This window comes from Streptomyces pacificus (assembly GCF_011766325.1).
GTDB lineage: Bacteria > Actinomycetota > Actinomycetes > Streptomycetales > Streptomycetaceae > Streptomyces > Streptomyces pacificus.
Genome location: NZ_BLLG01000022.1, coordinates 90,053 through 104,422, shown reverse-complemented (window position 1 = coordinate 104,422; position 14,370 = coordinate 90,053). Strand labels below are relative to the sequence as shown.

Annotated in this window: 12 protein-coding genes; 9 read left to right on the top strand and 3 right to left on the bottom strand. The window is 72.1% G+C overall.

What is annotated here, in order from left to right:
* Positions 1-497: hypothetical protein (locus tag SCWH03_RS25545; RefSeq protein WP_216854801.1), on the top strand; the 497-nt coding region annotated here is incomplete at its 5' end.
* 506 nt (positions 498-1,003) lie between these two features.
* Here the strand turns inward: SCWH03_RS25545 and SCWH03_RS25540 are convergent.
* Positions 1,004-1,879 (bottom strand): ETX/MTX2 family pore-forming toxin, encoded by an 876-nt coding sequence (locus SCWH03_RS25540; protein WP_173266822.1) that lies wholly within the window; start codon positions 1,877-1,879, stop codon positions 1,004-1,006.
* 778 nt (positions 1,880-2,657) lie between these two features.
* Here SCWH03_RS25540 and SCWH03_RS25535 point away from each other — a divergent pair.
* From SCWH03_RS25535 to SCWH03_RS25510, 6 genes are all read left to right on the top strand, one after another.
* On the top strand, positions 2,658-3,515 hold the full coding sequence (locus SCWH03_RS25535; RefSeq protein WP_173266820.1) for an inositol monophosphatase family protein: 858 nt from the start codon (positions 2,658-2,660) through the stop codon (positions 3,513-3,515).
* Between the two features lie 345 nt (positions 3,516-3,860).
* A complete protein-coding gene (locus SCWH03_RS25530) occupies positions 3,861-5,279 on the top strand; it encodes a phytoene desaturase family protein (protein WP_173266818.1) in 1,419 nt (472 codons plus the stop codon).
* A gap of 78 nt (positions 5,280-5,357) precedes the next feature.
* Entirely contained in the window at positions 5,358-5,876 is a 519-nt protein-coding gene (locus SCWH03_RS25525) for an O-acetyl-ADP-ribose deacetylase (RefSeq protein ID WP_173266816.1), read from the top strand.
* Positions 5,877-6,587: 711 nt separating this feature from the next.
* On the top strand, positions 6,588-6,971 hold the full coding sequence (locus SCWH03_RS25520) for a preprotein translocase subunit TatB (protein WP_173266814.1): 384 nt from the start codon (positions 6,588-6,590) through the stop codon (positions 6,969-6,971).
* Positions 6,972-7,761: 790 nt separating this feature from the next.
* The gene (locus tag SCWH03_RS25515) at positions 7,762-9,243 is read left to right on the top strand and encodes an AlkA N-terminal domain-containing protein (protein ID WP_173266838.1); all 1,482 of its coding nucleotides are present in this window, start codon (positions 7,762-7,764) and stop codon (positions 9,241-9,243) included.
* Between the two features lie 68 nt (positions 9,244-9,311).
* A complete protein-coding gene (locus SCWH03_RS25510; protein ID WP_173266811.1) occupies positions 9,312-9,806 on the top strand; it encodes a methylated-DNA--[protein]-cysteine S-methyltransferase in 495 nt (164 codons plus the stop codon).
* A gap of 84 nt (positions 9,807-9,890) precedes the next feature.
* On the opposite strand, the gene SCWH03_RS25505 is transcribed toward SCWH03_RS25510, so the two are convergent.
* Positions 9,891-10,607 (bottom strand): SIR2 family NAD-dependent protein deacylase, encoded by a 717-nt coding sequence (locus SCWH03_RS25505; RefSeq protein ID WP_173266808.1) that lies wholly within the window; start codon positions 10,605-10,607, stop codon positions 9,891-9,893.
* A 354-nt stretch (positions 10,608-10,961) separates the two neighbouring features.
* Here SCWH03_RS25505 and SCWH03_RS25500 point away from each other — a divergent pair, with 354 nt between their 5' ends.
* Positions 10,962-12,077, top strand: a complete 1,116-nt coding sequence (locus SCWH03_RS25500; RefSeq protein ID WP_173266807.1) for a glycerate kinase — start codon at positions 10,962-10,964, stop codon at positions 12,075-12,077.
* Between the two features lie 409 nt (positions 12,078-12,486).
* Entirely contained in the window at positions 12,487-13,299 is an 813-nt protein-coding gene (locus SCWH03_RS25495) for an SAM-dependent methyltransferase (RefSeq protein ID WP_173266836.1), read from the top strand.
* A 116-nt stretch (positions 13,300-13,415) separates the two neighbouring features.
* Here SCWH03_RS25495 and SCWH03_RS25490 read toward each other — a convergent pair whose 3' ends face one another.
* A complete protein-coding gene (locus SCWH03_RS25490; RefSeq protein ID WP_173266805.1) occupies positions 13,416-14,318 on the bottom strand; it encodes a helix-turn-helix domain-containing protein in 903 nt (300 codons plus the stop codon).
* Positions 14,319-14,370: the final 52 nt, after the last annotated feature.

The following is a 14,370-nucleotide window of genomic DNA, read 5'->3' as shown; positions in this document are numbered from 1 at the left end:
AGGGCAGTGACGGGCGCATGATCGCCTACCCGTACACCGGGTGGATCAGTGGTGAGGGTGCCGACGGCCGCCGGATCGCGTACCCCAGGAACTGGCGGACGGAGCAGGGCAGTGACGGGCGCATGATCGCCTACCCGTACACCGGGTGGATCAGTGGTGAGGGTGCCGACGGCCGCCGGATCGCGTACCCCAGGAACTGGCGGACGGAGCAGGGCAGTGACGGGCGCATGATTACCTACCCGTACACCGGACGGATCACCGACGAGGGTGCCGACGGCCGCCGGATCGCGCACCCCATAGGACCCCGGACGTGGCGGACGGTACAGGGCAGTGACGGGCGCATGATCGCCTACCTGTCTTCATCTGACAGCTTGACCTTGACCTTCAAGATTGCTGACCCGGTGGCGCAGCCCCTCCTGCAGACCCTCTCGGAGAGTTTGGACCCCTCGGACTTCAACAAGCTGTTGGTTACGCTCTACAGCTCTCTTGACGACTGAGCTTCGATCCACCCCGTGAATCGACCGTTCCCCGGCGGTCTTGGCGGATGCTCAGGTAAACTTCAGAGCTCCTGATCGCCTGTTGCCGCTCTGGTGGCGTTGGTGCGAGGGTTCTGCCACGGCCGGTTGAGCCCAACCAGGTTGTTCTGGCGAGGCATTGGGAGGGGCGTCGAGCGCATGGCGGTCCGCGTTCGTCGTGCCTGCGCCTCGCCGGGCAGATCAGGAAGCCCCCGCGAGGCACCTGCAGAGCGGGGAAGAGGACCGGTCCAGTCTTCCGGGATCCGGGAGGGATCGGCCGATCCGGCACTTGGGTGATCCCCTGAGGCCGCACTGCCCAAGGTGGCAGTGCGGCCTCTCGCAGGGAAACGACCTGCACTCCGGTCGCGGTCTCCACCGTAGGAGGGGGAGGCGCAACCGGGCATCCCACCGGTGCGCCGGCAGGCCATGGCTGCGGGGGTCCGGAAACCGCCGCGGCCTGCGTGAAGCCGGCGCGGTCCAGCCGGTGCTCAGACCGCCGGAACGGTCAGCGAGTAGGACTGCGCCGCCGGCGCGCTCGCCGTGTTGGGGCTGGTGGACACCTCGACGTCGAAGTTCGCGCCGTAGCTGGCCCGGTAGGTCCCGGCACCCTTGAAGCTCAGCGCCTTCTTCGAGGAGTTCAAGGTGAAACCGCTGGGCAGCGCCGGCGCAGGCTTGCCGTTCATGGTCATGCCGGTCCCCTGTGTGTAGGCAAGCGTGTCGTACAGCGACTGGTCGGACCCGACACAAGAATCCCCGAGGCACTTCAGCCTGAAGAACGTGCCGCCGAGGTCGGTGGACAGGTCGACGTTGCCGGTGGCTATGGCCTGCTGGAGGCGGACGGTGACCGTGGCGGTGGAGTACGCCGGGACCACGATGTTCTGCGAGGGTGCCGTGTAGCTGACGCTCTGGGTCTGCGAGGTGCTGTGGGAGTCGCTGAAGCTCCAGGTCGTGGTGAGGTCGGTGCCCATGTGCAGCGCCTTGCCCATGTCCACCGAGACCGACACCTTGTTCGCGACGCTCACGCCCTTGGTCACCGTGTGCGTGACGGTGTCCGAGAAGCTCTTGGTGAAGCTCTCGCTCGTGAGGGTCAGCGGGGCGCCGGTGGAGTTCTTCAGGGTCGACGTCCCCACGAACCACAGGTCGCCCAGACTGACCGAGGGCTCTCCCACGACGGTCAATGTGGTGTTGGAATTCGTGACCTTGTCCGTATAGGCAGCGGTGAGGTTGCCCACCTGCTCCTTGAGGACGTTCTCCAGGTCCGTGACCTCCACGGTGTCCGCCTGTGCCGGAGTGGCCAGCAGGACGGACATCACCACCGCCCAGGCGGTGAGTGGGTAGGCGAGAGCCCGCACGCGACGCTTCATTACGTTCTTCCAATCAACTTCGAAGTTTCCCGCCGCCCCTGGACGCCTCGTGACCGGCTCACCGAGAACCGCTCAATGACCCTGTTTTCACCGGGACTTCCGAAAACCCAAAGAACCATGCGGGCTCTCAATGGGGTAATAGGTGGATCCCTCCCCTTGAGAATAGGTCGAACAGTAGGCGGGGAAAGGTAAAGAGTCGGTATCCGGCCGGTCATGTTCGGGTCGCCCCTCGCGAAGTGGTGCAGGCGATCAAGCCCTCCGCGTTCCGGTTCGAGGCATGGACCGCACGCGGTGAGGTCCGGTGCTCCGGCGTCCGGAACCTCGGCGCGTCGTGTCGCTGATCGGCAGCGCGTAGACGTCGGTGAAGGGATCCGCGCCCTCGTACGCAACACCCGTCACGCGAACTGCCACGCCGCACTCCCTCTTCCCGGCCGCACCCCGACTGGGCGCCGTCGCCTCGACGCCATCCTCACCACGTCCGGCCCGCGGCCCCTGCCGACAGCGCCGTCGGCCTGGTCGCGGTCGACACCGCAGGGTGATCATTCGGCTCGTTGAGGGGGTGGAGAGGGGCCGGTGCGAAGGTCCGTGCCGCGGTGCCGCGACTCCGGTTCCCGGCGGAGGCCGCGGCAGGCTGCCGCCCGGGAGCGGGGGACCGCGCGATGCGCCGCCGAGCGGGCACCCGGCGTTCGCCTTGGCGTCGCCGGGAGTCGGCCGGGTGTGCGCCCACCGGTCACCGGGCGGCAGCGGGACTGTCGGTACGACGTGCTTAGCTGGACGCATGACCGAAGAGTTTCTGTCCGGGACGACGGGAAACCCCTGGGAGTCCACACGCCTTGCCCTGGTCGAGGACGCGGTGCGCAAGGCGGCCGCTGTCGAGATCATGCCGCGCTTCCGCCAGCTCGCCGCCCACGAGATCGTCGAGAAGAACGGCCCGCACGACCTGGTGACCGTCGCCGACCGCAGCGCAGAGGAGCATCTGACGGCATCCCTGACGGCCCTGCTGCCCGGCTCGGTGGTCGTGGGCGAGGAGGCCGTCCACGCCGACCCGGCGGTGTACGAGGCGCTCCGGGGCGACGCGCCGGTCTGGATCGTCGACCCCGTCGACGGCACCCGCCAGTTCGTCCACGGCGACCCGGGCTTCTGCACGCTCGTCGCGCTGGCCCGGTACGGCGAGGTCCTCGCGTCGTGGACGTACGCGCCGGCGCTGGACGAGATGGCGGTCGCGGTCCGCGGCCATGGCGCCCGCCTCGACGGCAGAGCGATACGCTCGGGCGCGCCGGAGCCCGGCCAGATCCTCCAGGTGGCCACGTCCCACCCGGACTTCACGACGCCCCGGGAGAAGGCGGCCCTGCTCGCGCTCACTGCCGAGGGGGTCCACTCCAGGCCGTGCGGCTCCGCCGGCCTGGAGTACCTCGCGGTGGCCCGCGGCGAGCTCGAGGCCGTCGCCTTCTCCTGGGAGAGTTCCTGGGACCACGCGGCCGGGCTGCTGCTGGTGGAGGAGGCAGGCGGCACGGATCTGACGCTGTCCGGCGAGCGCTTCCGCGTCACCGGCGGCAACGCGCTGCCGTTCACGGCGGCGCGGGACGCGGCGACGGCCCGGTTCGTCCGCGAACTCCTCGCCTCCGGCGCGGAGTAGCTCCTCGGGCGCGCAGCAGGCAGAAGCGGCGGAGGCTCCCCGGCGCGGGAGGGCGGGCCAAGGGGGCTGGTGACGGGGGGAGTCCTGCCGCCCCTGCCCGCCCGTCACGGCAGGGCCAAGGCCCCGAGGGCCCCCGCCGTCAGAGCCGCGGCCGATGGGACCGGTGCGTCCCGGGGGCCCGGCTCCCCCTCTCCGAGGACGACCGCGCGCACTCCCGGTACCTTCACCGGCCGGGCCACCGCCGCCGTCACCTCCTCCGTCCGGGAAACGCCTCCTCCGGCGCGGGTGCCGGTGCGGCCGAATATCCTGGACCCCTTGGCCATCGGCTGACGAAGGAGGCCCGAGGTGCCGTCGATGCTCGATGCCGTCGTCGTGGGAGCGGGGCCCAACGGACTGACCGCAGCCGCCGAGCTGGCGCGTCGCGGGTTCTCGGTCGCCGTCTTCGAGGCCCTGGACACCGTCGGGGGCGGTGCCAGGACCGAGGAGCTCACACTCCCGGGCTTCCGCCACGACCCCTGCTCGGCGGTGCATCCGCTGGGCGCGGGTTCTCCCGCGTTCAACGCCATGCCGCTCGCCCGGTACGGGCTTCAGTGGCTCCAGCCGCCGCTGCCCATGGCCCACCCGTTCGACGACGGCACCGCCGCCGTCCTCTCCCGCTCGGTGGCGGAGACCGCCGCCTCGTTCGGGCCCCGGGACGCCGGCGCGTACCGCCGACTGGTCACCCCGTACCTCAGCAGGTGGGACACCCTCGTGCGGGACTTCATGTCCCTGCCGCTCAGCGCCCTGCCGCGCGATCCGCTCACCCTGGCCCGCTTCGGCCTCGACGGACTCCCGCCCTCCACATGGCTGATGCGCCGGTTCCGCGACGACCGGGCCCGTGCCCTGTTCGCCGGACTCGTCGCCCATGTGATCGGCCCGTTGACCGGCATCGGCACCGGCGCCGTCGGCCTGGTCTTCGCCCTCGCCGCGCACGCCGTCGGCTGGCCGCTGCCCCGCGGCGGCTCGCAGACGATCTCCGACGCCCTCGCCGCGTACGTACGCGACTGCGGCGGCACGATCCACACCGGGACCGAGATCAAACGCCTCGACGATCTGCCGCCCGCCCGTGCCTATGTCTTCGACACCTCGCCCACGGCACTCGCGCGGATCGCGGGTCTGGGCAGGGCCTACGAGGGCTACCGGTACGGGGCGAGCGTCTTCAAGATCGACTACGCCCTGGACGGGCCGGTGCCCTGGACGGCCGAGGAGCCCCGCCGCGCCGGAACGGTCCAGATCGGTCCCAGCAGCCGAGAGATCGGCACCGCGCTCCGCCGGGCATCCGGCGGCCGCGTTCCCGGTACCCCGTTCCTGATCACCGCGCAGCCCACCCTGGTCGACCCCTCCCGGGCCCCCGAGGGCAGGCACGTCTTCTGGGCCTACGGCCATGTCCCGCACGGGTGGCAGGGCGATCTCACGGACACGATGGAGCGGCAGATCGAGCGCTTCGCCCCCGGCTTCCGCGATCTGGTGCTCGCCCGTGCCGTGGCCGGGCCGCCGCAACTGGCCGCGCGCAACGCCAACTACGTCGGCGGCGACATCGCGTGCGGCGCGGCGACCGGCCTCCAGCTGCTGCTGCGCCCCAAGGCGACGCTGTTCCCGTACCGGACCCCGCACCCCGCGGTGTTCCTGTGCTCGTCAGCGACCCCGCCCGGCCCGGGGGTGCACGGGATGTCCGGGCACAACGCGGCCAAGGCGGTGTGGCGGCGGCTGTGCGGCCGACGCTGAGTCGTCGCCCGTTCTGGTGCCGCCGCACTGCTGGTGGGCGGTGGGCAGCGGGCGGTGGGCAGCGGGCATGATGGGGTCATGACCGGACAGTTCGCGATCACTCTCGTCCGCGGCGACATCACCGAGCAGGACGCCGACGCCGTCGTCAACGCCGCGAACTCCTCGCTTCTCGGCGGCGGAGGGGTGGACGGGGCGATCCACCGGCGCGGCGGGCCGGAGGTCCTGGAGGCGTGCCGGAAGCTGCGGGCAGCCCACTACGGCGGCGGTCTGCCGACCGGCCGGGCGGTCGCGACCACTGCCGGGAGACTGCCGGCCCGGTGGGTCATCCACACCGTCGGCCCAGTCCACAGCACCACGGAGGACCGCGGCACCCTGCTCGCCTCCTGCTACCGGGAATGCCTCCGCGTCGCCGACGAACTGGGCGCCCGTACGGTCGCGTTCCCGGCGATCTCCACCGGTGTGTACCGGTGGCCGATGGACGACGCGGCCCGGATCGCGGTGGAAGCGGTGCGCGACTGCCCGGCCGCCGTCGAAGAGGTGCGGTTCGTGCTGTTCGACGATCGGGCGTACCAGGCGTTCGCCCGGCAGCTCGGCTGAGCGGAGACCGCGGCCGTACCGGTCCGTCGCGTCCGGGCGACGGCCAGGGGCTCCGGCGGATACGAGGCCGCCGCTCGTCCCTCGCGGGTTCCGCGCAGGACGGGCGGGTCCCGTTCGCCGTGAGCCGTGCGGGGCCGCCCGTCGCGGCGCTGTGAACCGCGGCCCGGGTGGTGAGTTCCTCACAGGCGAGGCCGCGGTGTTGATAGTGCTTCCTCGGTCCAGCCGATCCGCGACACCGTCACCCGGCGCCATTCCCGGGTGCTGGAATCCGGTTTCCTTCGCCGGATTTCCTTCGGCTTTTCCGGCGCCGGATCCGTGATGCTTCCGAGGCGGTTCCGAGGCGGTTCCGAGGCGTCCCCGTTGGGGGGCGAAGGTGTTCTCGAAGCCCCGCCCGTATGTGCGACCCTCGCCGTTGCGGAGGGCATGTGCACGACATCCCCTGGCTCGAGGGCTGGTGTCGCCCGGGACAGGAGGGGGGCGGCGTGCTCGCATCCGCAATCGTGTTTGGAGTGGATCGTCAGCCACGGCGTGTTGTTCGAAAAATTAGCCACATGAGAATCAAAGCTTATTACCAGTGGGAAGGTCGCTGACGTGTGCTGAATTCCGGTCGCGGCTCTGCCAGAGTTTTCCGCGGGCCCGCCGGATTCCACGGGCGGAGCCCGTTCCCATTGGTCCCTTCGCCGGAAAACGGCGAAGACGAAAGGAGTGCTTGTGCCGAAGATCGCTCGCGTCGCCGCAGCCGCCGCAGCCGCCGTCCTGGCCGGCGGACTGTTCGCCCCGGCCGCGTCCGCATCCTCATCGCACCCGTACACCTGCGCGAACCAGAGTGTCGGGGTGAACTGCTCCGGCGTGATCACCGTCGACGACGTGCTCAACGACATCACCATCGACATCGGTGGCGTCAGCGCCCTCAACGGCACCCAGATCAACGACCTCGAGATCGCGCTGGTCAACGTCGCGGACAACAACGTCAACGCGCCCGTCACCGTCCAGATCGGCGCCCTGGAGACGACGGTCATCACGACCCTCGCGAACTACGGCAAGACCGTGCTGCCGACGAACGTCAACGTCTGCGCCGGCAGCATCTGCGTCTGACGCCGGCCGGAGTCAGTGGACGGGCTGCTCCGGCACACCGGCCGGAGCAGCCCGCCCCACGCCCGCCGCACACCCGCCGCACAAGGGGAGCCGGGACCCACGCGACGATCCGTACCCGGCGTGTGCACTCTCCGCTTCCCGCGGCAGCGCCGGCGGCTCCGGTCGCGTCCGGAAGCCGCCGGCCGATCCGCTCCGCGGGGCCCGTGTGATGTCGGCTGTGCCGTCGGCCTGCGGGACCCGGTCGTGCCACTTCGACCACCGTGTGCCGGGCGCGGGATCCACGCTGCCCTGGCACGAGTCGCGCTCCCGTGCCCTGTGGGACGCCCTGCGCGCCGATCGCCCGATCACCGGCGACACCCGCATCCTCCCCGTACCGGAGACCCGGCGCCGGGGAAGGGCTGACGTCCCCCGGCCCTTCCGGCTTCCCCGGCACTGCCGCGCAGGGGACCGAGGCGCCCGTACTCCCCGTGTCTCCCGGCTCTCCCGTGTCTCCCGGCTCTCCCGGCAGGAGACCGGCACCGCGCCCCTGTGGTGACTGACACCCCCGGCGCCGGGGACCGGCCGACGTACCCGGTGCGAGGACCACCCATCACCAACGGTCCCGGCACGGGGGACGACCGGCGGGCCCCTGGACCGCCCCCGGTCTCCGGCTCCCGGGCCCCGGCCCAGGCCTTGACCCGAGGCGGGCCGCCCCGCGCACTCCCCTGGCCGTCGTCATGTCGTTTTCTCGCCAGCGTCCGGTCTCACCATGGACGATGCTGGAGCCATGCCTTCCGACGTGCGTCCGTCCATGCACACCGACACCGAGCGCTGCGTGCGGGCCGTGCGGTCCAGGGACGCGCGGTTCGACGGGTGGTTCTTCACCGCCGTGCTGACGACCCGCATCTACTGCCGGCCCAGCTGCCCCGCCGTTCCACCGCGGGCCGGGAACATGACCTTCTACCCCAGCGCGGCTGCCTGCCAGCAGGCCGGGTTCCGGGCCTGCAAGCGGTGCCGCCCGGACACCAGCCCCGGTTCGCCGGAGTGGAACGCCCGCGCCGACGCCGTCGCCCGTGCGATGCGGCTTATCCAGGACGGGGTCGTCGACCGGGAGGGCGTGACCGGCCTCGCGGCCCGGCTGGGGTACTCGACCCGGCAGATCGAGCGGCAGCTCCTCGCCGAGGTCGGCGCAGGACCGCTGGCACTGGCCCGGGCGCAGCGGGCGCAGACCGCACGGATCCTCGCGGAGACGACCTCGCTGCCCCTGGCTGACGTGGCATTCGCCGCGGGCTTCTCGTCCATCCGGACCTTCAACGACACCGTCCGCGAGGTGTTCGCGTTGGCCCCGGGCGAGCTGCGGAACCGCGCGGCGACCCGGCGCGGCGGAGCGCCGCTCCCGGCGGCACCGGGCGTCATCACGCTGCGCCTTCCGTTCCGCGCGCCGCTCAACCCCGACAACCTCTTCGGGCATCTGGCCGCGACCGCCGTGCCCGGGGTGGAGGAGTGGCGGGAAGGCGCCTACCGTCGCACGCTCACCCTGCCGAACGGGCACGGCATCGTGTCCCTGGCCCCGCGGCCGGACCATATCGCGTGCCGGCTGTCCCTCACCGACCACCGCGACCTCACCCTGGCCATCAGCGTCTGCCGCCGGATGCTCGACCTGGACGCCGATCCGGTCGCCGTGGACGGCCAGCTCCGCAGCGACCCGCTGCTCGCCCCGCTCGTGGACAAGGCGCCGGGCCGGCGCGTGCCGCGAACCCCCGATGCGGCGGAATTCGCCGTACGGGCCGTCCTCGGCCAGCAGGTCTCCACCGCGGCTGCCCGTACCCACGCCGCCCGGCTGGTCACCGCCCACGGCACGCCCGTACAGGACCCCGAGGGCGGCCTCACCCATCTCTTCCCCGGTCCCGGCGCCCTGGCCGCCGTCGACCCGGAGCGCCTCGCCTTCCCCCGCAGCCGGCGGACCGCCCTCACCACGCTCTTCGGGGCGCTCGCCGGCGGAAGGATCCGCCTCGGTCCGGGCAGCGACTGGGACGAGGCCCGCGCCCGGCTCTCCGAGCTGCCCGGCCTCGGGCCCTGGACCGTGGAAGTCATCGCCATGCGGGCACTCGGCGACCCGGATGCCTTCCTGCCCACCGATCTCGGGGTCCGGCACGCCGCCGCCGGGCTGGGACTTCCGTCGACGCCGGCCGCGCTCACCGCTCGCGCCGCCGCCTGGCGGCCGTGGCGCGCCTACGCCGTCCAGTACCTCTGGGCCACCGGCGACCACCCGATCAACCGTCTCCCCGTCTGAGCCGGCCGAACAAGCCGAGCCGGCCGAACAAGCCGAACACCTTGAGGAACGGAACGCGAGGAATACCCATGAACCGCACCCATACCGTCGTCGACAGCCCGTACGGCCCGCTCACCCTCGTCGCCACGGACTCCGTCCTCAGCGGCCTGTACATGACCCGGCAGCGCCACCGCCCCGGCGAGGAGACCTTCGGCGACCCCGACCCCCGGCCCTTCCGCGAGGTGATCCGCCAGCTCGACGGCTACTTCGCCGGCGAGCGAAGGAGTTTCGACCTGCCGCTGCATCTCGCGGGCACGCCCTTCCAGCGCACCGTCTGGGAGCAGCTGCTGCTGATCCCCTACGGCGAGACCCGCAGCTACGGCGAGCTCGCCGGGGCGCTCGGCAACCCCGGTGCCGCACGCGCCGTCGGCCTCGCCAACGGCAGAAACCCGATCGGGATCATCGTCCCCTGCCACCGGGTGGTCGGGGCCTCCGGCGGTCTGACGGGTTACGGCGGCGGGCTCGACCGCAAGCAGCGGCTGCTGGCCTTCGAGCGGGGCGCCTCCGGCGACGGGCTCTTCTGAGCCGACGCGGCGGCGGTACCGTCCCGGCACGGCCGCCGCATCCGCTGGCCGGTCGGGATATCCCGCCGCACCGGCGGCGGGTCGTCAGCGCAGGCGCCGCAGCAGTGCGGGCAGCGCCGAGCCGATCGGTTCGGTGACCACCTCGTCGGCCAGTTCGTCGTAGGGAGTCGGCTCCGCGTTCATGATGATCAGCCGCGCCCCGTGCTCGGCCGCGATCCGGGCCAGCGAGGCGGCGGGCTGCACCTGGAGGCTGGAGCCCACCACGATGAACACCTCGGACGCCTTGGCGATGCCCATCGCCTCCCCGAGCACCACCGGGTCGAGGCTCTGGCCGAACATGACGGTCGCCGACTTCAGGATCCCGCCGCAGGACGTGCAGGCGGGATCGGCCGCACCGGCCCTCACCCGCTCCAGGGCGTCGGCCATGGACGAGCGGGCCCGGCAGCCGACGCACACCACCGTCCGTGCGGTGCCGTGCAGTTCCAGGACCTTGCGGTCCGGTACGCCCGCCTTCTGGTGCAGTCCGTCCACGTTCTGAGTGATCACCCGGAGCGTGTGCCCGCTGCGCGCGAACTCGGCGACGGCGAGGTGCGCGGCGTTCGGCTCGGCGTGCAGGACGGGGCCGTCGAGGCGCATGCGCCACGAGCGCCTGCGGATCTCCGGGTCGGACAGGTAGTGCGCGTAGCTGACCAGTTTCTCGGCCTGCGGATCACGCCGCCAGAGGCCGTTGGGCCCGCGGTAGTCGGGGATGCCCGAGTCCGTGGAGATACCGGCTCCGCTGAGAATCGCGACCATGGCCATGCGGCGAGCGTACGCAGGGGACTGCGGGGCGGGCGACCCGGTTTCTCCCCGCGCCCGCGCCCGGAGGCAGGGGCTGCCCCCGCTGCGTGCGGTTCAGCCCGCCGGGCGGCCGCCGACCGGCTCGGCGGGAGCCGTTCCCGCCGTCAGAACGTCGGACGCGGCGAGCGCGCGCCGGAACCGGACCGAGTGCGCTCAGGGGAGTCCCCTTTCGGGCAGGTCCGCCCCGCCCCGCCACGCCCCGGGAGTGGAATGGTTCCAAACCTGTCTGCTTTCCAAAGGTGTCCGCTGCGGATAGGGTCGGGTCGGCGCGACTGCCTGTTCGAAAGCAAGGGATCGATGGTGGCGGACGGAGCAGTGAAGGCCCCACGCGTGCTGGTGGCGGCGGACAAGTTCAAGGGCTCGCTCACGGCCGAGCAGGTCGCGGAGCGGGTGGCCGCGGGGCTGCGGCGGGTCGTACCGGGGCTCGAGGTGGAGGCCCTGCCGGTCGCCGACGGCGGTGACGGCACCGTCGCCGCGGCCGTGGCGGCCGGGTTCGAACGCCGTCAGGCCGAGGTCACCGGCCCGCTCGGCGAACCCGTGACGGCGGCGTACGCGCTGCGCGGGACCACGGCCGTGGTGGAGATGGCCGAGGCGTCCGGGCTGAGGCAGCTTCCCGAGGGCGTCTTCGCACCGCTCACGGCAACCACCTACGGCGCGGGTGAACTGCTGCGCGCCGCCCTCGACGCGGGCGCGCGGACGATCGTCTTCGGGGTCGGCGGCAGCGCCGCCACCGACGGTGGTGCGGGGATGCTGGCCGCCCTGGGGGCGCGTTTCCTCGATGTGGACGGCAAGCCACTCGGTCCCGGCGGCGGCGCGCTGACCGGCATGGCGACGGCGGACCTCTCCGGGCTGGACGCCCGTTTCGAGGGTGTGGAGCTGATTCTCGCGAGCGATGTCGACAACCCGCTCACCGGCCCGAAGGGCGCGCCCGCCGTCTTCGGGCCGCAGAAGGGCGCCTGTCCCGAGGACGTGGCCGCACTGGACGACGCACTCGCCCGCTATGCCGCGGTGCTCGGCCCCGAGCGGGCAGGACTGCCGGGCGCCGGTGCGGCCGGCGGCATCGGCTACGCCGCGCTGGTCGCCCTCGGCGCTCGTTTTCGGCCGGGTATCGAGGTGATGCTCGATATCCTCGGCTTCGCCGGCGCGTTGTCCCGGGCGACCCTGGTCGTCACCGGTGAGGGCTCACTCGACGAGCAGACCCTCCACGGCAAGGCCCCGGCCGGTGTTGCCGCGGCCGCCCGCGCGGAGGGCGTCGACGTGGTCGCGGTCTGCGGGCGGCTGGCGCTCACCGACGAGGCGCTCACGGGCGCCGGAATCCGCCGTGCCTATGCGCTGCTGGAGCTCGAGCCCGACCCTGCCGCCTGCATGGCCCAGGCGGGCCCGCTGCTGGAACGGGTCGCGGAGGCGGTCGCGGAGGACTTCCTTCGCTGACGGGTCTGGGGGACGTCCTCTCCTGACCGGGGCACGGGGGCCGGTCCGTGCCGTGACGGCCGGTCCGTCGGCCGGGGCCGTCACGGTGTTCCCGCCTCCTCCTCGGGAAGCGGCCGGTCTGGAAGCGGCCGGCCCCCGGGGCGCCGGGCCCCGCGGGAGCCAGGGGTGGACGGCCACCGGGGGAGCGCACGGCGCATGGCCGAAAGGCGGCCTCCGCTGCCCTGGTCGGCCCGCACGCCCTGTACCCGCCCCCCGTCGCTCCCTAACATATGCGTCCCCGACCGGATTTCCCGATCGCATGAAGAGCGGCCTGGGCGACGGTCTGGGCAACGGCATGAGTGCCGACCTGAGCAGCGACCTGAGCAGCGACCTGAACAGCGGGTTGAGTGACAACGTGGATGAGGACTGGATGCACGGCAAGTCGTGGAGCCCCGACGCCATCGACACCAAGGTGCCCAGTGTGGCGCGCATGTACGACTACCTCCTGGGGGGCGACGACAACTACCAGTCCGACCGCGAGGCTTGCGGGCAGCTGCTGAAGCAGGCGCCGAGCAGCAGGGTGCTCGCGGTCAACAACCGTCGCTTCCTGCAGCGGGTGGTGCGCACGCTCGCCGACGACTACGGCATCCGCCAGTTCGTCGACCACGGTTCGGGCCTGCCGACCCAGAACAACGTGCACCAGATCGCACAGGCCGTCGACCCGGATTCGCGGGTGGTGTACGTCGACAACGACCCCATCGTGCTGGCGCACGGCCGGGCCTTGCTGGAGGAGAACGACCGCACCGCGGTGATCCAGGCCGACATGCGGGACACCGAGGGCATCCTCGGCCATGAGGAGACCGTCCGGCTGATCGACTTCGATCGACCGGTCGCAGCCCTGTTCGTGTCGGTACTGCACTGCATCCCCGACGAGGACGATCCCGCCGGCCTCGTCCGCCGTGTCGCCGAGCGCCTGGCGCCGGGCAGTTTTCTGGTGGTCTGTCAGCTGGTGAGCGACCGGCCCGAGATCCGGAGCTTTGTCACGGACTTCATGGCGGAGGCCACCGGCGGGCACTGGGGCCGGGTGCGGGAGGAGCACGAGGTGACGGAGTTCTTCCGCGGCCTCCATATCCTGGAACCGGGTCTGGTGGAGGTTTCCACCTGGCGGCCGGACACCGAACTGGCCCCGGTGCAGCAGACCGACGAGTGGATCGAGTGGGGCGGCGTCGGCCGGCTGGTCTGAGGCGTGCCGTCCCGGCCGGCCGGGCGCGGCCCTCCCGCCTGCGGCTACCACCCGGAGGGGCGGACGGGGTGCAGGGGGGTGCCGGGCCACTCGGACGCCCCAGGGGCCGGGCGCCCTCAGAGCACGGCCCATCGCTCCTCGATGAGGGCCAGCGACTTCCTCGGGGTCAGCGCGCAGGCGCCGAGACGGTCGAGCATGTCCCGGTACTGCTCCACGACCTGCGGTTTCTGGCTGAAAGTGCTGTCGGTCAGGTGCTCGATGTAGACGGCGTCCTTCAGCTCGCCCAGCGCGAAGCGCAGATAGGTCACCCCCGTGCCGACGCCTACCGAGGCCGTCACGTCCAGGGGCGCGATCTGCAGCGTGATCCGGGGTTCCCGCATCATCGCGATCAGATGCTCGAACTGCTCGCGCATCACCTCCGGGCCGCCGACCGTGCGCAGCAGCACGGACTCGTCGATCACCGCCCACAGCCGGGGCGCGTCGGGCTGGTCGAGCTGGCGCTGCCGTGCCTGGCGCAGCTCGACCCGGCGGTGCACGTCGTGGTCGTAGAGCCGCGCGGGCCCCGACTCGACGACCGCGCGGGCATAGGCGGGGGTCTGCAGCAGCCCGGGCACATAGAACGGCTCGTATGTACGGATGGTCGCCGCCGCGCCCTCCAGGGCGACCAGCGGGGCGAAGAAGTCCGAGAGGACGTCGCTGAAGCTGCGCCACCAGTCGCTGCGTCGCGACTGCTCCACGAGCCGCAGGAACTCGGCGACGCGCTCTTCGCCGCCCACCCCGTAGAGCTCCAGCAGCGCGACGGCGTCGGCCGGCTTGCAGCCGTGCCGGCCCAGTTCGATGCGGCTGGTCTTGGAACGGGAGAAGCCCAGGCGGTCGTCGACGGCGGACGGGTCGAGCCCGGCGGCCGTGCGCAGTTCGCGCAGCTTGCCACCCAGGATCACCTTGAGGGCGGTCGGGTTGCTCTCGACCGCTCCCAGCGGCCCGGCGAACAACGACGGGCTCGATTCTGCTGCAGCCATCGTGCGCTCCTGCGGACTCTTGAGAAGACGTTGAGACTATCCCGTACATCCG

Excerpts from the sequence above, each read along its gene's own strand:
- SCWH03_RS25525 (WP_173266816.1), top strand. The coding sequence starts at position 5,358 with ATGACCGGACAGTTCGCGATCACTCTCGTCCGCGGCGACATCACCGAG.
- SCWH03_RS25540 (WP_173266822.1), bottom strand. The coding sequence starts at position 1,879 with ATGAAGCGTCGCGTGCGGGCTCTCGCCTACCCACTCACCGCCTGGGCG.
- SCWH03_RS25510 (WP_173266811.1), top strand. The coding sequence starts at position 9,312 with ATGAACCGCACCCATACCGTCGTCGACAGCCCGTACGGCCCGCTCACC.
- SCWH03_RS25490 (WP_173266805.1), bottom strand. The coding sequence starts at position 14,318 with ATGGCTGCAGCAGAATCGAGCCCGTCGTTGTTCGCCGGGCCGCTGGGA.
- SCWH03_RS25495 (WP_173266836.1), top strand. The coding sequence starts at position 12,487 with ATGCACGGCAAGTCGTGGAGCCCCGACGCCATCGACACCAAGGTGCCC.
- SCWH03_RS25505 (WP_173266808.1), bottom strand. The coding sequence starts at position 10,607 with ATGGCCATGGTCGCGATTCTCAGCGGAGCCGGTATCTCCACGGACTCG.
- SCWH03_RS25515 (WP_173266838.1), top strand. The coding sequence starts at position 7,762 with ATGCACACCGACACCGAGCGCTGCGTGCGGGCCGTGCGGTCCAGGGAC.
- SCWH03_RS25535 (WP_173266820.1), top strand. The coding sequence starts at position 2,658 with ATGACCGAAGAGTTTCTGTCCGGGACGACGGGAAACCCCTGGGAGTCC.